The sequence below is a fragment of the Streptomyces sp. H39-S7 genome, from assembly GCF_027158205.1.
Taxonomy (GTDB): Bacteria; Actinomycetota; Actinomycetes; order Streptomycetales; family Streptomycetaceae; genus Actinacidiphila.
Map to the genome: position 1 here is coordinate 22599 of NZ_JAPVLU010000062.1, position 18618 is coordinate 41216.

General features: G+C 72.0%; 19 protein-coding genes. 8 read left to right on the top strand and 11 right to left on the bottom strand.

Annotated elements, in window-relative coordinates; genetic code table 11:
• Positions 1-19: 19 nt before the first annotated feature.
• Positions 20-700 (top strand): FadR/GntR family transcriptional regulator, encoded by a 681-nt coding sequence (locus O3X23_RS37995; RefSeq protein WP_269277965.1) that lies wholly within the window; start codon positions 20-22, stop codon positions 698-700.
• A 267-nt stretch (positions 701-967) separates the two neighbouring features.
• Here the strand turns inward: O3X23_RS37995 and fabI are convergent, their stop codons facing one another.
• The 3 genes from fabI to O3X23_RS38010 all read right to left on the bottom strand — a co-directional run bounded on the left by fabI (position 968) and on the right by O3X23_RS38010 (position 3501).
• The gene (gene fabI, locus O3X23_RS38000; protein ID WP_250991543.1) at positions 968-1738 is read right to left on the bottom strand and encodes an enoyl-ACP reductase FabI; all 771 of its coding nucleotides are present in this window, start codon (positions 1736-1738) and stop codon (positions 968-970) included.
• Positions 1739-1743: 5 nt separating this feature from the next.
• Entirely contained in the window at positions 1744-2448 is a 705-nt protein-coding gene (fabG, locus tag O3X23_RS38005; RefSeq protein ID WP_269277971.1) for a 3-oxoacyl-[acyl-carrier-protein] reductase, read from the bottom strand.
• Positions 2449-2571: 123 nt separating this feature from the next.
• Positions 2572-3501, bottom strand: coding sequence for a lytic polysaccharide monooxygenase auxiliary activity family 9 protein (locus tag O3X23_RS38010; protein WP_269277974.1), 930 nt, complete (start codon positions 3499-3501; stop codon positions 2572-2574).
• 247 nt (positions 3502-3748) lie between these two features.
• Between O3X23_RS38010 and O3X23_RS38015 the strand changes: the two genes are divergently transcribed.
• From O3X23_RS38015 to O3X23_RS38025, 3 genes are read left to right on the top strand one after another with little or no spacing between them, the layout of a single operon-like run.
• A complete protein-coding gene (locus O3X23_RS38015; protein ID WP_269277977.1) occupies positions 3749-5272 on the top strand; it encodes a TldD/PmbA family protein in 1524 nt (507 codons plus the stop codon).
• A complete protein-coding gene (locus O3X23_RS38020) occupies positions 5269-6663 on the top strand; it encodes a metallopeptidase TldD-related protein (protein ID WP_269277980.1) in 1395 nt (464 codons plus the stop codon). The genes O3X23_RS38015 and O3X23_RS38020 overlap by 4 nt, the downstream gene beginning before the upstream one ends.
• Before the next feature lie 25 nt (positions 6664-6688).
• Positions 6689-7240, top strand: coding sequence for an RNA 2'-phosphotransferase (locus O3X23_RS38025; protein ID WP_269277982.1), 552 nt, complete (start codon positions 6689-6691; stop codon positions 7238-7240).
• A gap of 18 nt (positions 7241-7258) precedes the next feature.
• Here O3X23_RS38025 and O3X23_RS38030 read toward each other — a convergent pair whose 3' ends face one another.
• Positions 7259-7531: a GlsB/YeaQ/YmgE family stress response membrane protein gene (locus tag O3X23_RS38030; RefSeq protein ID WP_269277986.1), complete on the bottom strand. Its 273-nt coding sequence runs from the start codon at positions 7529-7531 to the stop codon at positions 7259-7261.
• A gap of 235 nt (positions 7532-7766) precedes the next feature.
• Here O3X23_RS38030 and O3X23_RS38035 point away from each other — a divergent pair, with 235 nt between their 5' ends.
• Complete coding sequence (locus O3X23_RS38035) at positions 7767-8132, top strand: DUF3099 domain-containing protein (protein WP_269277990.1); 366 nt, start codon at positions 7767-7769, stop codon at positions 8130-8132.
• Between the two features lie 178 nt (positions 8133-8310).
• On the top strand, positions 8311-8574 hold the full coding sequence (locus tag O3X23_RS38040) for a hypothetical protein (protein WP_269277992.1): 264 nt from the start codon (positions 8311-8313) through the stop codon (positions 8572-8574).
• A 110-nt stretch (positions 8575-8684) separates the two neighbouring features.
• Here the strand turns inward: O3X23_RS38040 and moaA are convergent, their stop codons facing one another.
• The 3 genes from moaA to O3X23_RS38055 all read right to left on the bottom strand — a co-directional run bounded on the left by moaA (position 8685) and on the right by O3X23_RS38055 (position 11803).
• Positions 8685-9674, bottom strand: a complete 990-nt coding sequence (moaA, locus tag O3X23_RS38045; RefSeq protein WP_269277995.1) for a GTP 3',8-cyclase MoaA — start codon at positions 9672-9674, stop codon at positions 8685-8687.
• A gap of 138 nt (positions 9675-9812) precedes the next feature.
• On the bottom strand, positions 9813-11441 hold the full coding sequence (locus O3X23_RS38050; RefSeq protein ID WP_269277998.1) for a solute symporter family protein: 1629 nt from the start codon (positions 11439-11441) through the stop codon (positions 9813-9815).
• Positions 11438-11803, bottom strand: a complete 366-nt coding sequence (locus O3X23_RS38055) for a DUF485 domain-containing protein (RefSeq protein WP_269278001.1) — start codon at positions 11801-11803, stop codon at positions 11438-11440. The genes O3X23_RS38050 and O3X23_RS38055 overlap by 4 nt, the downstream gene beginning before the upstream one ends.
• 209 nt (positions 11804-12012) lie before the next feature.
• Between O3X23_RS38055 and O3X23_RS38060 the strand changes: the two genes are divergently transcribed.
• Positions 12013-12204 (top strand): hypothetical protein, encoded by a 192-nt coding sequence (locus tag O3X23_RS38060; RefSeq protein ID WP_269278004.1) that lies wholly within the window; start codon positions 12013-12015, stop codon positions 12202-12204.
• A 155-nt stretch (positions 12205-12359) separates the two neighbouring features.
• Positions 12360-13889 carry a S8 family peptidase gene (locus tag O3X23_RS38065; RefSeq protein WP_269278007.1) on the top strand — a complete coding sequence of 510 codons (1530 nt, stop codon included), beginning with the start codon at positions 12360-12362 and terminating at the stop codon, positions 13887-13889.
• Positions 13890-13951: 62 nt separating this feature from the next.
• Here the strand turns inward: O3X23_RS38065 and O3X23_RS38070 are convergent, their stop codons facing one another.
• The 4 genes from O3X23_RS38070 to O3X23_RS38085 all read right to left on the bottom strand — a co-directional run.
• Positions 13952-14995: a zinc-dependent alcohol dehydrogenase family protein gene (locus O3X23_RS38070; protein ID WP_269278010.1), complete on the bottom strand. Its 1044-nt coding sequence runs from the start codon at positions 14993-14995 to the stop codon at positions 13952-13954.
• A 16-nt stretch (positions 14996-15011) separates the two neighbouring features.
• A complete protein-coding gene (locus tag O3X23_RS38075) occupies positions 15012-15698 on the bottom strand; it encodes a lysoplasmalogenase (protein ID WP_443048102.1) in 687 nt (228 codons plus the stop codon).
• Positions 15695-16594: a sterol desaturase family protein gene (locus O3X23_RS38080; protein WP_269278014.1), complete on the bottom strand. Its 900-nt coding sequence runs from the start codon at positions 16592-16594 to the stop codon at positions 15695-15697. The genes O3X23_RS38075 and O3X23_RS38080 overlap by 4 nt, the downstream gene beginning before the upstream one ends.
• Before the next feature lie 106 nt (positions 16595-16700).
• Positions 16701-18618, bottom strand: a 1918-nt coding sequence (locus tag O3X23_RS38085) for a helix-turn-helix transcriptional regulator (protein WP_269278017.1), incomplete at its 5' end; no start/stop codon positions are given.

The window sequence follows — 18618 nt, forward strand, 5'->3', positions numbered from 1 at the left end:
CCCATCATAGAATGATGGGATGAATCTCGGTCCACTCCCCCGGCAGTCCACCCTCGCCGACCAGGTGATCGCCCGACTGCGCACCCAGATCACGTCCGGGGAGTGGCCGGTCGGCTCCCGCATCCCGACGGAACCCGAACTCGTCGAACAGCTCGGCGTCGCCCGCAACACGGTCCGCGAGGCGGTCAGGGCCCTGGCCCACAACGGCCTGCTCGACATCCGGCAGGGCTCCGGCACCTACGTCCGGGCCACCAGCGAGCTGGCGGGCGTCATGCACCGCCGGTTCGCCGACGCCGACCCGCGGCACGTCGCCGAGTTGCGCAGCGCCCTGGAGGCGTCCGCCGCCGGGCTGGCCGCCGTCCGCCGCACCGACCGCGACCTGCGCCTTCTCGGCACCCTGCTGGAGCGCCGCGAGCGGGCCTGGGAGTCGGGGGACGCCGCCGCGTTCGTCGACGCGGACGCGACGCTGCACCTGGCGGTCGTCGGCGCCTCGCACAACGACGTGCTGGTCGAGCTCTACGCGGACTTCGGCGAGGTGCTGCGCGACTTCCTGCGCGCGGACGTCGGCGAGGTGCTGCGCCCGGAGCAGCACCTGGACCACGCCCGGCTGGTCGAGGCGATCCGCGCGGGCGACGCGGAGGCGGCTTCCGCCGAGGCGGCCGGGCACGCGTTCCACTGCCGGGGGCTCGGCGCCGCGTAGACCCGGCAACGGCGAACGCCCGGCCCCGGACGCCATCGAGGCGTCGGGACCGGGCGTTCGCCGTCGGTCAGGAGCGGCACAGGCCAGAAGCGGTACGGCTCAGGCTCCGACCGCGTGCAGGCCGTCGACGTGGATGATCTCGCCGGTCGGCCCCCGCGTTCCCTGCCGCGCTCGCACTGCTCGGCCCCGGGGGCCTCTCAGGCTTCGTACGGCTGTGCCGGACTCCGTCCGGCGGGGCGGCACATCACCGCCGCGCCGGCCCGCGCGCTAGGCTCCGACCGCGTGCAGGCCGCCGTCGACGTGGATGATCTCGCCGGTGGTCTTCGGGAACCAGTCCGAGAGCAGGGCGACGACACCGCGGCCGGTCGGCTCGGGGTCGGACATGTCCCACTCCAGCGGGGAGCGGTGGTTCCAGACGTCCGCGAGTTCCCCGAAGCCCGGGATGGACTTGGCGGCCATCGAGCCGATCGGCCCGGCCGAGATCAGGTTGCAGCGGACGTTCTGCTTGCCCAGGTCGCGGGCGAGGTAGCGGGAGGTGGCCTCCAGCGCGGCCTTGGCCGGGCCCATCCAGTCGTACTGCGGCCAGGCGTACTGCGCGTCGAAGGTGAGACCGACGACCGAGCCGCCGCCGTTGCTCATCAGGGGCAGGCACGCCATGGTCAGCGACTTCAGCGAGAACGCGGACACGTGCATCGCGGTGGCGACGGACTCCCACGGCGCGTTGAGGAAGTTGCCGCCCAGCGCGTCCTGCGGGGCGAAGCCGATGGAGTGCACCACGCCGTCCAGGCTGCCCAGCTCGGCGCGGACGGTGTCCGCGAGCGAGCCGAGGTGCTCGGCGTTGGTCACGTCCAGCTCGATGACCTTGGTGGGCTTCGGCAGCTTCCTGGCGATGCGCTCGGTCAGGGTGGGCCGCGGGAAGGCGGTGAGGATGATCTCAGCGCCCTGCTCCTGCGCCAGCTTGGCGGTGTGGAACGCGATGGAGGACTCCATCAGCACTCCGGTGATCAGGATGCGCTTGCCTTCGAGAATTCCACTCATGGTGATCAGTGACCCATGCCCAATCCGCCGTCTACGGGAATGACGGCACCAGTGATGTATGCGGCCTCGTCGGAGGCGAGGAAGCGGACCGAGGAGGCGATCTCCGCGGTCTGCGCGTAACGGCCCAGCGGGATCTGTCCGACGATCTTCTCGCGCTGCTCGTCGCTGAGCGTGCGGGTCATGTCGGTGTCCACGAAGCCGGGGGCCACGACGTTCACGGTGATGTTGCGCGAGCCGAGCTCGCGGGCGAGCGAGCGAGCGAAGCCGACCAGGCCGGCCTTGGAGGCGGCGTAGTTCGACTGGCCGGCGGAGCCGAGCAGGCCCACGACCGAGGAGATGAGCACAATGCGTCCCTGGCGGGCCCGCAGCATCTTCCGGGCGGCGGCCTTGACGACACGGAAGGTGCCCGTGAGGTTCGTGTCCAGGACGGACGTGAAGTCCTCGTCGGTCATCCGGAGCAGCAGCTGGTCGCGGGTGACGCCGGCGTTGGCGATCAGCACCTCGACCGCACCGTGCTTCTCCTCGATCTCCTTGAAGGCCTGCTCGACCTGCTCGGATTCGGTGATGTCGCAGCGCACCGCGAGGAAGCCCGCTGGTGGCTCGCCCGAGCGGTAGGTGATGGCGACCTTGTCCCCCGCGTCGGCGAAGGCCTGGGCGATGGCGAGGCCGATGCCCCGGTTTCCTCCGGTGACGAGAACCGAGCGGCTCAACGGATCACCCTTTCCCATAGTTGTGGCTATCACCACGAAACTATCGGTCCGGGCAGCGATACGAGGAACCGGGCCCGACAGGGGCATCAGGCTGTCCCTGTCGGGTCCCTACAGTCGATGTTGCTACGCCTGGGTACCGGATGCCGTCCGGCGGCGGCCGCGGAGGATCATTCCGACGGCTCCCGCGGCGAGAACGGCGCTGCCGCCGAGTGCCGTCTTCAGGGTGCCGTCGGTCCGGCCGCTCGCCGCCGCGTTCTGGGCGACGAGCGAGGTGTCCCCGCCGTGGCCGTGGTGGCTGACGGTCGACCGGGCCGATCCGGCGGTGATCTGCTGCTCGCTGGGTGCGGCCGGGGCCGCGGCCGGGGCGACGCCCTGTCCGTAGACGACGTCGGAGCAGCCGTAGAAGGCTTCGGGGCTGTCGGTGCGCTGCCAGACCTGGTAGATCAGGTGGCGGCCGGAGCGGCTGGGCAGGTTCGCGGTGAAGTTGTAGGAGCCGCCTGTCGCGGTGGAGCTGGTGGCGTAGGTGGCGATCGGGGTGGTGTCCAGGTCCGACCACTTGAGCGGCTTCGTCGGGTCGTAGCCGGTCTTGGTGATGTAAAGGGTCATGACGCCGCGGTGGGGCGCGGTGACCCGGAACGCGATGTTGCGGGAGCCGGCGGTGACGGACGTGGCCGGCCAGTCGGTGCGGGCCATGTCGAGGGCCTTGTACTTGTCGCGGTTGGCCGAGCACAGCTTGCCGTCGGGGATGATGTCGCGGCTGTGGCCGTCGGCGTTGGCGATGTTGACTTCGTTCCAGTCGTAGAGCGGCTGGGTGCCGCTCATGGTGACCAGGTCCTTGCAGACCTGCGACTGCGGGTGCTCGGGGCCTTCGGCGTAGCAGGCGGATATCCGGCTGACGGGGCCGCTGAGCGCGCCGTGCGCGCTCGCGGACACCGGGGTGAGGGCGACGAGCGCCAGCGCGGCGGCGCCCGCGGCGCCGATCACCGCGCCATGGCGGACGGCGGACCGCCGGGGCGGGGGGACGCGGAGTGCCGAGAGGTGGGGGGTTGGCATGGGGGGCTCCTTGTCGTGCTGTTTCTCAGGACTGCGCGGACACAGGCGTGGGGGGACCAGCAGCCCCGAGCATAGGATTGGTCTGGACCAACGACAAGAGCCTTGTCGTCATCGGGTTCTGACGGATCATCACCGGTGCGCCGGGCGCGCCGGATATACCGTGGCCACCGGGCTGTCCGACCGGCATGATTCACTGCGCAGACCTGTCGAATCAGACCTGTCGAATCGGGCGAAAGGGGAGGCCGCTGTGCCTCACGAGGTCGATCAGTCATTCCTGGCGCTGCCACTGCGGGCGCTGGCCGACGCGGCACTCGCCCGCGCGCGGGCGCTCGGAGCGGAGCACGCGGACTTCCGCTTCGAACGGATCCGCAGCGCCACCCACCGGCTCCGGGACGCCCGGCCGTCCGGCACCACGGACACCACGGACACCGGGTACGCGGTCCGGGTCGTGCACGGCGGCGCCTGGGGCTTCGCGTCCGGCGTCGACCTGACGATGGACGCGGCGGCGCGGGTCGCCGGCCAGGCGGTCGCCATGGCGCGGCTGTCGGCGAAGGTGATCGCCGCCGCGGGTTCCGACGAACGCGTCGAGCTGGCGGACGAGCCGGTGCACGCGGACAAGGTGTGGGTCTCCGCGTACGGGACCAACCCCTTCGACGTCCCGGACGCGGAGAAGACGGCGCTGCTCGCCGAGTGGAGCAGCCGGCTGCTCGCCGCGAAGGGCGTCGCGCACGCGGACGCGGCCCTGATGACCGTCCAGGAGAACAAGTTCTACGCGGACTCCTCCGGCACCAGCACCACGCAGCAGCGGGTGCGGCTGCACCCGCAGCTCACCGCCGTCGCGGTGGATCCCGGCAGCGGCGACTTCGACTCCATGCGCACCCTGGCCCCGCCGGTCGGCCGCGGCTGGGAGTACCTGACGGGCACCGGCTGGGACTGGGACGCCGAACTGGCGCAGATCCCGGAACTGCTGGCGGAGAAGATGCTCGCGCCGACCGTGGAGGCCGGTTCGTACGACGTCGTGGTGGACCCGTCCAACCTGTGGCTGACGATCCACGAGTCGATCGGCCACGCCACCGAGCTGGACCGGGCGCTCGGTTACGAAGCCGCCTACGCGGGCACCTCGTTCGCGACCTTCGACCAGCTGGGCACGTTGAAGTACGGCTCCGCGCTGATGAACGTCACCGGGGACCGCACCGCGGAACACGGCCTCGCGACGATCGGCTACGACGACGAGGGCGTCGCCGGGCAGACCTGGGACCTGGTGAAGGACGGCACCCTGGTCGGGTACCAGCTGGACCGCCGGATCGCGAAGCTCACCGGCTTCGAACGGTCCAACGGCTGCGCGTTCGCCGACTCCTCCGGCCATGTGCCGGTGCAGCGGATGGCCAACGTGTCGCTCCAGCCGGCGCAGGACGGGCCGTCGACGCAGGAGCTGATCGGCGGCGTCGAGCGCGGCATCTACATCGTCGGCGACCGCTCCTGGTCGATCGACATGCAGCGCTACAACTTCCAGTTCACCGGCCAGCGGTTCTTCCGGATCGAGAACGGCCGGCTCGCGGGCCAGCTCAAGGACGTCGCCTACCAGGCCACGACCACCGACTTCTGGGGCTCGATGGAAGCCGTCGGCGGCCCGCAGACCTACGTCCTCGGCGGCGCCTTCAACTGCGGCAAGGCCCAGCCCGGGCAGGTCGCGGCGGTCAGCCACGGCTGCCCCTCCGCGCTGTTCCGCGGTGTCAACATCCTGAACACGACCCAGGAGGCCGGCCGATGAGCCCCCGCAGCACCGCTCCGCACGAGATCGTCGAGCGCGCCCTGGCACTGTCCCGCGCCGACGGCTGCGTCGTCATCGCGGACGAGGAGTCCAGCGCCAACCTGCGCTGGGCGGGCAACGCCCTCACCACCAACGGCGTGACCCGTGGCCGCACCCTCACCGTCATCGCGACGGTGAACGGCTCGCAGGGCGCCGCCTCCGGTGTGGTGTCCCGCTCCGCGGTGACCGTCGACGACCTGGAGCCGCTGGTCCGGGCCGCCGAGGAGGCGGCCCGCGCCGCGGGGCCGGCCGAGGACGCCCAGCCGCTCGTCGAGGGCACCGCGCACTCCGCCGGCTTCACCGAGCCGCCCGCCGAGACCTCCTCCGAGGTCTTCGGATCGTTCGCGCCCGCGCTGGGCGAGTCCTTCGCGACCGCACGGGCCGGCGGACGGCAGCTGTACGGGTTCGCCTTCCACTCGGTGACCTCCAGCTACCTCGGCAGCTCCACGGGACTGCGGCTGCGGCACGACCAGCCGACCGGCACGATGGAGCTGAACGCCAAGTCCCCCGACCGCTCCCGCTCCGCCTGGGCAGGGGCCTCGACCAGGGACTTCAAGGACGTCGACCCGGCGGCGCTCGACGCGGAGCTCGCCCAGCGGCTCGTCTGGGCGGAGCGGCGCGTCGAACTGCCCGCCGGCCGGTACGAGACGCTGCTGCCGCCGTCCGCCGTCGCGGACCTGGCGATCTACCAGCTGTGGTCGTCCGGCGCCCGTGACGCGGCCGAGGGCCGCACCGTGTTCAGCAAGCCGGGCGGGGGCACCCGGGTCGGGGAGAAGCTCTCCGAGCTGCCGCTGACGCTGCGCAGCGACCCGTCGGCGCCCGGTCTGGAGTCGGCCCCGTTCGTCATCGCGCACGCCTCGGGCGACGAGTCCTCGGTGTTCGACAACGGCCTGCCGGTCGGGCCGGTGGAGTGGATCCGCGACGGGGTGCTCATCCGGCTGCCCACCACCCGGCACAGCGCGGGCCTCACGGGCCTCCCGGTGACCCCGACCGCCGACAACCTGATCCTGGACGGCGGCGGCACCAAGTCGCTGGAGGAGATGGTCGCGGCGACCGGGCGCGGGCTGCTGCTGACCTGCCTGTGGTACATCCGCGAGGTCGATCCGGCGACGCTGCTGCTCACCGGCCTCACCCGGGACGGCGTCTACCTGGTCGAGAACGGCGAGGTGACGGGCGCGGTGAACAACTTCCGGTTCAACGAGTCGCCGGTGGACCTGCTCGGCCGGGTCGCCGAGACGGGCCGCACCGAGCGGACGCTGCCGCGCGAGTGGAGCGACTACTTCACCCGGGCCGCCGCGCCGGCCATGCGGATCCCGGACTTCAACATGAGCTCGGTCAGCCAGGGCGTCTGACCGGCGTGCCAGGAGGATGACGACGGTGGACGAGAAGCGGACGGTCAAGGTCTCGAAGTTCCTGGCCATGGTGCTGCGGCATCATCCGGGAGCGGTCGGGCTGACCCTCGACGAGGGCGGCTGGGTGGCGGTCGACGAACTGATCGCCGCCTGCGACCGGGCCGGCCGCCGCTTCTCGCGCGCCGAGCTGGACCATGTCGTCGCGACGAACAACAAGAAGCGGTACGAATACGCGCCGGACGGCCTGCGGATCCGGGCCAGCCAGGGCCACTCGGTCCCGGTGGACCTCGGGCTGGCGGCGGCGCCACCGCCCGACGTGCTCTTCCACGGCACGGCCACGACGACCCTGCCGCTGATCCTCCGGGACGGGTTGCTGCCGATGTCCCGTCAGGACGTCCATCTGTCGGCCGACGTGGAGACGGCCGTGCGCGTGGGTGCGCGGCACGGCCGTCCTGTGGTGCTGGAGGTGGACGCTGCCCGGCTGGCCGCCGAGGGCCATGTGTTCCGGGTCAGCGCCAACGGAGTGTGGCTGACCGACCGGGTGCCCGCGGCGCGGTTGCGGCAGCGCCCGGTCTGAGCGAACGGTCTGCCGGCGTCAGGCAGTCCTCTTGCCCCTGATCGCCGCCCACAGGCCGTCCCCCACGGCGACCACCGCGATGGCTCCGAGCAACTGCAGCAGGTGCCGGGTCCAGTCGATACCACTGGTGTTGTTGACGCCGATCCACGTCGCGATGGCGTTGCCCAGGACGCTGCCGAGCATGCCGAAGATCGCGGTCAGCCACAGCGGGATGGCCTGCTTGCCGGGCAGGATCGCCTTGGCGATCAGACCCAGAACCAGACCGACGATGATCGCCCACAACCAACTCATGTCACACGCCTCCTCGCGTTCAAGTGACCATGCACTCGTGTCGCCAGTCTGCTGCGAGGCGGGCTACGCCGCATGTCGGGTGCGTCCATACGCCGTACGACGGGGTGCGCACGCCACTCGCGGGGCGGCCCCGGTCTCGAATGCGGCGGACCCGCGGCGTACCGTGAGTAAGGCCTGGGGCGGGTCCCCGCAACAGAATTCGGTACGGCCCGACGGGCCGAGCAGGCGGTGGAATGTGATGCGGAAGCACAGCGACGGTGAGGTCATCCGGATCACCGGAGCCCGTACCAGCCTGACGCAGGACGTGCAGGGCCGGCAGCGCCGCTACGTCATCTCGATGCTGGTCCGTACCGCCTCGGTCATCGCGACCGTGACCTTGTGGAACGTGCAGCGGCCGCTGGCCTGGGTCGCGCTGGTCCTGGGCGCGCTGCTGCCCTATGTCGCGGTGGTCATCGCCAACGCGGGACGGGAGAACGCGCCGTCGCTGCCGTCCTCCTTCGTCCCGCCGCCGACCCGGCCGATGCTGGAGCGGGCCGTCGTGGAGGGCCGTGTGGTGCCGGGAACGGAATCCCCGGAGGGCCCGCACAGCGGTCGGAACTGAGCCGCCCATGGCCGGAAAACCTCAAGAAAAGCTCAGATCAATCATGGGGATCCCCTCCTCGACCGGGGTGCATGCGTGACATACTTCGTACGCGCTCCGCATCCCCCGTCGGAGCGACGGACCGACGCCGGGCGGCTCCCCCCGTGGCTGCCCGGCGTCGCCATGTTTACTGGCGGCTATGAACGACGAGACGCCGATCTGCTCGGCCAAGGGCTGCCGCACCACCGCCGCGTGGGTGCTGGCGTGGAACAACCCCAAACTGCACACCCCGGACCGCCGGAAGACCTGGCTCGCCTGTGACGAGCACCGGGAGCACCTGTCGCAGTTCCTGGATCTGCGGGGTTTCCTGAAGGACGTCGTGCCGTTCGCGGAGTGGCAGGACCCGGCGGACGTCGCACCGCCGCGGAATGCGACGGCGCCGGGAACCCCCGAGGCGTCCTGAGGCCTCCTGGCGCGTCCTGATAGCGGACGCGACGCGGGCCCCGGCCGACCGCGGGCGGCGAGGCCCGAGGGGCGCCTCGCGGGGCCCTCGGGAGGTACCCCGGAGCCCTCTTAGCCGCCGATCGCCGACATCGGGCGGTCAGGCTGGAGGAACGACGGGTCGTCGAGCCCGGAGCCGGCCTTCTTGCCCCACATCGCGGTCTTCCACAGCGCGGCGATCTCCGCGTCGGTGGCGCCGGAGCGCAGCGGGGCGCGCAGGTCGGACTCGGTGCGGGCGAAGAGGCAGTCGCGGACCTGGCCGTCGGCGGTGAGCCGGGTGCGGTCGCAGGCGCGGCAGAAGGGGCGGGTCACGGAGGCGATGACGCCGACCCGGGCCGGGCCGCCGTCCACCAGCCAGCGTTCGGCGGGGGCCGAGCCGCGGGCCCCGTTGGGTTCGGGGGTGAGCGTGAAGCGGGTCTGGAGGCTCTCCAGGATCTCCTCCGCGGTCACCATGTCGCCGCGCTGCCAGCCGTGCTGGGCGTCCAGCGGCATCTGCTCGATGAAGCGCAGCTCGTACCCGTTCTCGACGGCCCACCGGAGCAGTTCCGGGGCCTCGTCGTCGTTGACCCCGCGCATGAGCACCGCGTTGACCTTGACCGGGGTCAGGCCGGCGGCGCGGGCCGCTTCGAGCCCGGCGATGACGTCATGGTGGCGCTTGCGCCGGGTCATGGCCTGGAAGACGTCGGGGCGCAGGGTGTCCAGGGAGACGTTGACCCGGTTCAGGCCGGCGTCGCGCAGCGCGGCGGCGGTGCGGCCCAGGCCGATGCCGTTGGTGGTCAGCGAGATCCGGGGTCGGGGTTCGAGGGCCGCGACGCGTTCGATGATGCCGACCAGGCCGGGGCGGAGCAGTGGCTCGCCGCCGGTGAAGCGGACGTCCTTGACGCCGAGGTCGGTGACGCCGATCCGTACCATCCGGACGATCTCGTCGTCGGTGAGCAGTTCGGGCTTGGCCAGCCACTGCAGGCCCTCTTCGGGCATGCAGTAGGTGCAGCGCAGATTGCACCGGTCGGTGAGCGAGACCCGCAGATCGGTGGCCACGCGTCCGTAGGTGTCGATCAGCACGCGTTCCGCCTCCCTCGCGGGCACCTGGTGCACCCGCCACTCCAGCTTAGGACCACAGCGGCCCATCGCGTATCGCCGCAGCGTACGCGATGGGCCCCTGATTGCAACAGTTTGTTGAATCCGTGGCGGAGGGCTGGATCAGTGAGCTCCGGCGCCGGTCATGGAGCGCACCTCCAGCTCCTTGTACTTCTCGAGGTCCGGCTTCTCCTTGGACAGGACCGTGCCCAGCCAGCCGAGCAGGAAGCCCAGCGGGATGGAGACGATGCCCGGGTTGGCCAGCGGGAACCAGTGGAAGTCGCTGCCGGTGAAGAGCGAGTCCGAGGCGCCGGAGACGACCGGCGAGAAGATCACCAGGACGACCGAGGAGACCAGGCCGCCGTAGATCGACCAGGTCGCTCCCGCGGTGGTGAACTTCTTCCAGTACAGGCTGTAGAGAATGGTCGGGAGGTTGGCGGAGGCGGCGACCGCGAAGGCCAGCGCGACCAGGGCCGCCGCGTTGAGTTTGGTGGCGTACATGCCGAGCCCGATGGAGACCGCGCCGATCGCCACCGCGGCGATCTTGGCGGTGATGACCTCGTTCTTCTCGCTGACCTTGCCCTTGCGGATGACGTTGGCCCACAGGTCGTGCGCGAACGAGGCCGACGACGCGAGGGTGAGGCCCGCGACGACGGCGAGGATGGTGGCGAAGGCCACCGCGGAGATCACTGCGAGCAGGATTGCGCCGCCGGTCGTGCCGGGGCCGCCGCCGACGTACTCGGCGAGCAGCGGCGCCGCGGTGTTGCCGGACTTGTCGCTCGCCTTGATCTTGGCTGCCCCGACCAGGGCCGCCGCGCCGAAGCCGAGGGCGATGGTCATCAGATAGAAGCCGCCGATGATGCCGATCGCCCAGTTCACGGACTTCCGGGCGACCTTCGCCGAGGGCACGGTGTAGAAGCGCACCAGGATGTGCGGCAGCCCGGCGGTGCCCAGGACGAGGGCCAGGCCCAGCGAGATGAAGTTGATCTTGCTGGTGCTGTCGACGCCGTACTTGAGGCCGGGCTCCAGGAACTTGTGCCCCTGACCGCTCTTCTCGGCCGCGGCACCCAGCAGCGCGGACGGGTTCCAGTGGAACTTGTTGAGCACCAGGACCGTGATCAGCAGGGTGCCGAGGATCAGCATCACGGCCTTGATGATCTGCACCCAGGTCGTGCCCTTCATGCCGCCGATCGTCACGTACAGCACCATGACGATGCCGACCAGCGCCACGATCAGCCGCTTCGGGCCCTCACCGGTGACGCCGAGCAGCAGCGAGACCAGGGCGCCCGCGCCGACCATCTGGGCCAGCAGATAGAAGATCGACACGATGATGGTCGAGGTGCCGGCGGCGGTGCGCACCGGGCGCTGGCGCAGCCGGTAGGCGAGCACGTCGGCCATGGTGAAGCGGCCGGAGTTGCGGAGCGGTTCCGCGACCAGCAGCAGGGCGACCAGCCAGGCGACCAGGAAGCCGATCGAGTAGAGGAACCCGTCGTAGCCGACGAGCGCGATGGCGCCGGCGATCCCCAGGAACGAGGCGGCGGACATGTAGTCGCCGGAGATCGCCAGCCCGTTCTGGAAGCCGGTGAAGCCGCGGCCGCCCGCGTAGAAGTCGGTGGCGTCCTTCGTCTGGCGGCCGGCCCAGACGGTGATGCCGAGGGTGATGACGACGAACACCGAGAAGAGCGTGATGATCAGGGTGCGGTGCTCCGACGCCGCCGCCTCGGCCGCCAGGTTGATCGTGCCGGTGGTCATGAGCGGTCCTCCAACGTAGCGCCGTTCTCCAGCCGCGCCTTGAGGGCCTCGGCTCCCGGGTCGAGCCGGGCGTTCGCGTACCGGGCGTATATCCACGCGATGAGGAAGGTGGTGAGGAACTGCGCGAGGCCGAAGACGAACGCCACGTTGATGTTGCCGACGACCTTGGTCGCCATGAACCCGCCCGCGTAGCTCGACAGGAGCACGTAGAGCAAATACCAGGCGAGGAAGGCGACGGTGACCGGGAACGCGAACACCCGGTAGGAGTGCCGTAGTTCGGCGAATTCCGGACTCGCCTCCACCGCGGAGTACGAAGCGGGGGTCGGGAGACCCGGGGTGGCGGACGGTGGTGCGGGATCCACGGTGCCTCCATGAGTGATCTGCGTCACGTCGATGATCGGAACCGCATGCTAGAGGTGTGACGGCAGGTGTTCAACAGGTCCTCCGGCAAAACTGCCGCGATCCGAGCCACGGCCGACACCGCGGCCGGGGCGCTTCGTTGTACAAGGCGCCCAGCACCGTCGCCGAGCGGCCCCGACGCGGCCGTGACGTCAGTCCGAGGACATCGCCCGTGAACACCCAGCCGAGTTCCCCGCCACCGGGTCCGCGCCGACTGCCGTACGGGGCCGTCCGGTTGGCCGCCCCGGTGGCCGCGGCTCCGCGACCGGCCGGCCGCGCGGCGCCCGGCCGGTGGTACGGACCGCGGGTCGTCATACCGCTGTTGAGCATCGAGGCGCTGCGGTCCGGCCACGGCGGCGGCTGACGCGTCTTCGGCTCGAACGGGAATCCGGTAGGAATCCGGGATTTCTACCGCAATCCATTGATGGCGCCACCGGTACGACGATAGTTTCCATCGTCATGTACCTGTCCCACGCCAACCGGGTCGTCGGGACGGGTAGTCGGACGATTGGAGATCCCATGGTTCCTCTTCACAGACGGTCCGGACGGCGCCGCGTACTCGCGGCGACCGTCGGGATGGCGCTGGCGGCAGCGGTCGCCGTACTGCCGGGCGCCGCTTCGGCGGCAGCGGCGGACACCACGGCGGCGGCCGACGGCCCGCTGCTGTCGTACGTGGTCAACACCAAGGTGGACCGCGGCACCGTCAAGAGCGTCGAGCGTGCGGTGGCCCGGGCCGGCGGCCAGGTCGTCATCTCGTACGAGAAGATCGGCGTCATCGTCGTCCACTCGGCGAACCCGGGGTTCGCCGCCGCGATACGCAAGGCCCATGGGGTGCAGACGGCGGGCGCCACCCGTACCTCCGCCATCGCCCCGGCCTCGACCACCGAGCTGGGCGCACCGGAACGGCTCACCGCCGCCCAGGTCGCCGCGGCCACCGCGAAGGCCGGCCCCGCGCAGGAGCCGCTGGAGGCGAACCAGTGGGACCTGGTGGCCATCAAGGCCGACCAGGCCGCCAAGATCAACCCGGGCAGCCGGAAGGTCACGGTCGGTGTCATCGACACCGGCGTCGACGACACGCACCCGGACCTCGCCGCGAACTTCTCCGCCTCGCAGTCCGCGAACTGCGTGGGCGGTGTGGCCGACACGAGCCCGGGCGCCTGGCGCCCGTACGACCCGGCCAGTGACTACCACGGCACGCACGTGGCGGGCGAGATCGCCGCCGCGCGCAACGGCATCGGCGTGGCCGGCGTCGCCCCCAACGTCAAGGTCGCGGCCATCAAGGTCAGCGACCCCGTCACGAGCCTGTTCTACCCGGAGAGCGTGGTCTGCGCGTTCGTCTTCGCGGCCGACCACGGCATCTCCGTGACGAACAACAGCTATTACATCGACCCCTGGCTGTACAACTGCCTCGCCGACCCCGACCAGAAGGCGATCGTCGACGCCGTCAACCGCGCGTCCAAGTACTCCGAGCGCAAGGGTGTACTGAACGTCGCGTCGGCCGGCAACTCCGACGACGACCTGGACTCGGACGCGATCGTCGACGCGTCCAGCCCGGACGACAGCACCCCGGTCGAGCGCACCATCGACCCGCACAAGTGCTTCGACATTCCCACCCAGCTGCCCGGCGTCGTCACGGTCTCCGCGACCGGCGTGCAGAACCTCAAGTCGTACTACTCCAGCTACGGCCGGGGCGTCATCGACGTCGCCGCCCCCGGCGGGGACAAATACCAGATCCCGGGTACTCCGGACAAGAACGGCCGGATCCTGTCCACCCTGCCCGGCAACACCTATGGATATCTGCAGGGCACCTCGATGGCCAGCCCGCACGTGGCCGCCGTCGCGGCGCTCGTCAAGAGCAAGCACCCGCACGCGACGCCTGAGCAGATCCAGTGGATCCTCAAGGCCGAGGCCGACAACCCCGGCTGCCCGACGGGCCTCTACGACCCGGACGGCAACGGAGTGCAGGACGCCACCTGCACCGGCCCGAAGCGGGTGAACAGCTTCTACGGGTTCGGCATCGTCGACGCCCTGGACGCCGTCACCAAGTAACCGCCGCGACGAGAACGCCGGGTGGGCCCGCGATACGGGCCCACCCGGCGTTTCGTCTTCCGTCAGAACCTGACGATGGCCTTCAGCGCGGTCCGCTGGTCCATCGCCTTGTACCCGCCGGGGACACCGTCCAGGTCGACCGCGAGGTCGAAGACCGGGGACGGGTCGATGGCGCCGGACAGGACGTCGGGGAGCAGCTCCCCGATGTAGCTGCGGACCGGGGCGACGCCGCCGCGCAGGGCGATGTTGCGGTTGAACATCTCGCCGAGGTCCAGGCCGGTGCCGCTGCCGTGCGGGACGCCGACGTAGCCGATGGCGCCGCCGTCGCGGGTGATGCCCACCGCGGTGCGCATGGACTGCTCGGTGCCGACCGCCTCGATGACGGCGTGCGCGCCCTGCCCGCGGGTCAGCTCCCGGACCGCCGCGACGGCCGCCTCGCCGCGCTCGGCGACGACGTCGGTGGCGCCGAAGGTGCGGGCGAGGTCGGTGCGCGCCTCGTGCCGGCCGAGCGCGATGATCCGCTCGGCCCCCAGCCGCTTGGCGGCGAGCACCCCGCACAGGCCGACCGCGCCGTCTCCGACGACGGCCACCGTCGTGCCGGGGCCGACACCGGCGCCGACGGCGGCGTGGTGGCCGGTGCCCATGACGTCGGACAGGGCGAGCAGCCCGGACAGCAGACGGTCGTCGGAGAGCGCGTCGGCGGGCAGTTTGACCAGGGTGGCGTCGGCGAAGGGGACCCGGACGGCCTCGCCCTGGCCGCCGTCGGAGCCGACCGAGCCCCAGAAGCCGCCGTGCACGCAGGAGGTCGTCAGGCCCTCGACGCAGTACTCGCAGACGCCGTCGGACCACATGAAGGGGGCGACGACCAGGTCGCCCGCTCGCAGTCCCGACACCTCGGAGCCGGTCTCCTCGACGACGCCGAGGAATTCGTGGCCGATGCGCTGCCCCGGCTCGCGGGCGGCCTCGCCGCGGTACGCCCACAGGTCGCTGCCGCAGACGCAGGCGCGGACCACCCGGACGACCGCGTCGCCGGGCTGCCGCAGCGCCGCGTCGGGTACGTCCTCCACCCTGATGTCGAACGGGGCGTGGATGACGGTGGCGCGCATGGGGTGTCCTTGGTGCTCAGCTCGATGGGGTGACTTCACGGTACGCCTGGGGTCCGGGTGCCGCACGCCGCGGGTCCCGGCGGGTCAGGGCGCCGGCCAGCAGGTACTGGGCGGCCAGGTAGGTCAGCATGATCCAGAAGTCATGGCCCGGGAGCAGCGGCCAGTCGGCGATACCGGCGGCGATGAGCGTGTCGGAGAGCAGGAACAGGGCGCCGCCGGCCGCGGCCCGCGCGCCGAGCCCGGCCGCTCCGGCGGCCATCGCGGTGAGCAGCAGGCTGTACCCCGCGACCGGGATCCGCATCGACGCCTCCAGGCCGCCCCACAGCAGCGTGATCATGACCAGCCACACCGCGGCGTACCCGGCGGCGCGCCGCAGCGCCGCCCGGCGGTCGGCGAAGGCGCCGTGCCGGACGAAGAGCACCAGATAGCAGACGTGTCCGGCGGCGAAGGAGCCCATGCCGGCCAGGAACGCCAGGTCACCGCCGATCTGCAGGGCGACATCGCCGCCCCAGCCGAAGAGCAGCGCGGCGATCAGCGGCCGCGGGCCGCCGCGGGCCGCCGCCCAGCCGGCCAGGACGGGCAGCAGGAGGGGCTTGGTGAGCTGCCGCCCCAGGTCCCAGCCCGCCAGGGTCGCGGCCAGGTGGGCGACGCCGACGACGGCGAACGCGACGAGCAGCGTCCGCTCCGTACGGGCACGGCTCACGCGGCCTGCTCCCCGGCTGCCGGCGCCGTGGGACCGCCGGCCGGTACGGGTACCGGCGCGGGCGCCGGGACCGGCTGCCAGCCGGGGCCGCGCAGCACATGCCCGAAGCGGGCCCGCCAGGTGCCGGCGGCGGCCACGTCGCGGGCGATGGCGGCGTACTCGTGGGTGGCCACCCGCAGCGGGTTGTACGTGCCGATGTTCTTGGTGAGGCCGAACACCGGCCGCTCGGTCTCGGGCGCGAAGGAGCCGAAGAGCCGGTCCCAGACGATGAGGATGCCGCCGAAGTTGCGGTCCAGGTAGCCGCCCTGGGAGGCGTGGTGCACCCGGTGGTGCGAGGGGGTATTGAGCACGTACTCGAAGGGGCGGGGCAGCTTGTCGACCCGCTCGGTGTGCACGAAGAACTGGTAGACGAGGTTGACCGAGGAGCAGAAGGCCAGCGCGGCCGGGTGCACCCCGCAGGCGATCAGCGGCACGTAGAAGGGCCACACGGTGAGGGTGGTCCAGGGCTGGCGCAGCGCGGTGGAGAGGTTGAAGTTGCGGCTGGAGTGGTGGACCACGTGGCAGGCCCACAGCAGCCGGATCATGTGGTGTCCGCGGTGCGACCAGTAGTAGAAGAAGTCCTGGCCGAGCAGCATCAGCGGGAGCGTCCACCACAGCACCGGGAGGTGCAGCGGGGTGAGTTCGTAGACCGCCGCGTACACGGCGACGATGGGGATCTTCCACAGCAGGTCGAAGACCAGGCTGCCGAGACCCATCGTGATACTGGTGGCGGCGTCCTTGGCGACGTATCCCGCGGCGTCCTCGTCGGGATGGATGCGGTAGCTCACCATCTCCAGGACGGTGAGCAGGACGAAGGCCGGTATCGACCACAGCACGACATCGGGCAGTTGCGGCATGGACGCACGATAGGGGCGCCCGGGCGGCCGCCGCTAGTGGTTGTTACCGACAAGTACGCCGACTGTTACGGCGGCCGTTACGGCGGACGCCTCCGCCCGCGGCCGGTCACCGTCCGGCCGGGGTTCCCGGCGCGGCCGCCAGCGCCGCCGCCAGATCGGCCCGCTGCCGGATGCCGAGCTTGCGGTAGGTGCTGGTCAGATGGGTCTCGACGGTCCTGCGGGCCAGATGCAGCAGCTCCGCTATGGCCCCGTTCCCGTGGCCCGCGGCGGCCAGTTCCGCTATCCGCCGCTCGCTGGCCGTCAGGGCGCCGGTCCCGGTGTGCGGGATCCGGCGCGGGCGGGCGCCGCCGTCCCGCAGCGCCTGCCGCGCGAGCCGGCCCAGGCGTACGGCGCCGAGCCGCTCGGCCCGCGCGGCGGCCTCCCGCAGCACGTCGCGGGCCTGCCCCGAGCACCGGGCGGCGGTGAGGGAGCGGCCCAGGCCGAGCTGCGCGGCGATCAGTTCCGGCTCGGCGGCCGCATCCTCGCGCAGCCGGGCGACGGCCTCCTCGATCAGCTCGATCCCGCGCCGGCCGCCGGTCGCCGAGCCGAGCGCGCGCAGGGCCCGCCCCTCGGTACGGGCCGTGCCCCAGATCCTGGCCAGCCGCAGTTCCTCGGCGGCGAGCGGCACCGCCTCGCCGGCCCGGCCGGTCCGCACCAGGCTGTCGGCGGCGGGCGAGCGCCAGGCGGTGACGACCGGGCTCACCACGCCCCGGGCGGCCTGCCGCCGGCCGCAGTCGTTGAAGTCCTCCAGTGCGCCGGTGTCGTCACCCAGGGCGGAGCGCAGCAGACCGCGCGCGTACAGGAACTCGCACCACTGCCAGGAGTGGTCGGGGCCGGGGCCCGCGAGCTTTCCGGCGAGCTCGGCGGCCTCGTCCAGCCGGTCGAGTTCGGTGAGCGCGATCATCGTCTGGGCGCCGACATGGACGTTGGCCGCGGGGTCCTGGTCGTCGACGAGCCGGGCGAAGTCTCCCCGCATGACGGCGGCCTCGGCCCGCACGCTCACCAGGCACTCGTGGCCGGGGTGCAGCACCGGCTCGCCGAGCGGGATCCGGGCGGCGAGCCGTTCCGCCTCGTCCAGCCGGTCGGCCCACTGCGCGACGGTGGCGACCGACCCCAGGACGTACGGCTCCAGCAGCGGGTCGACCGCGCCGGGTGCGAGCAGCGGACGCACCTGCTCCCAGGCCTGTTCCGCCGAGAGCAGCCCGGCGGCCGACTCGTACTCGGTGAGCATCGTCTCGGCCATCGGATCGGGATCGCCGAGGTGCCGCAGCCGCAGCAGCTCCGAGACCATCTGCCGCCAGCTCTCCCCGTCGTGCGAGGCGATGAGCGCGGTCGCCGCCTGCACCGCGCTCAGCAGGTCGGGGCGGCCGGCGAAACCGTCGGCGAGTTCGCGCAGCACGGCGATGGCCGCCGGCACCTCGCCGTGCGCGGCGAGCGCCGTGCCCAGCGCGTTGGCCACCCGCACCCGGCCGTGCCCGTCCTGCTGCACGCGCAGCGCCTCCGCCAGCCGCCGGACCCCGGCCGCCCGCTCGATCCTGACCTCCAGGCAGCCCAGTTCGGTGAGCACGCTGCCGCGCCGCTCGGTGGTGAGGGGCTCGTCCAGCGCCCGGCGCAGATGGGCGACGGCCCGCGGAACGCCGTCCGGCTCCGCGCGGGTCTCCTGCGCGGCGGCGAGCAGCACGTCGGCGGCCCACGCCTCGCCGACCGGAGGCACCGGCAGCAGGTGCCCGGCGACGGCGCCGGCCCGGTCACCGCGCTCGAGCAGCAGCCGGGCGGCGGTGCGGTGCGCCGCGTCCCGGCGCTCGCGGGGCAGGGTGTGCAGCACCGCGTCGCGCAGCAGCGGGTGGGCGAAGCTGGCCGGCTCGGCCGCGTCGCCCCCTCCGGCGGCCAGGAAGCCGGGGTGGCGCAGTGCGGCGGCCCAGCCGGCCAGCCGGGCCGGGTCGGCGGTCTCCTGCGCGCCGCGGGCCGGCACGGTGGTCGGCGGG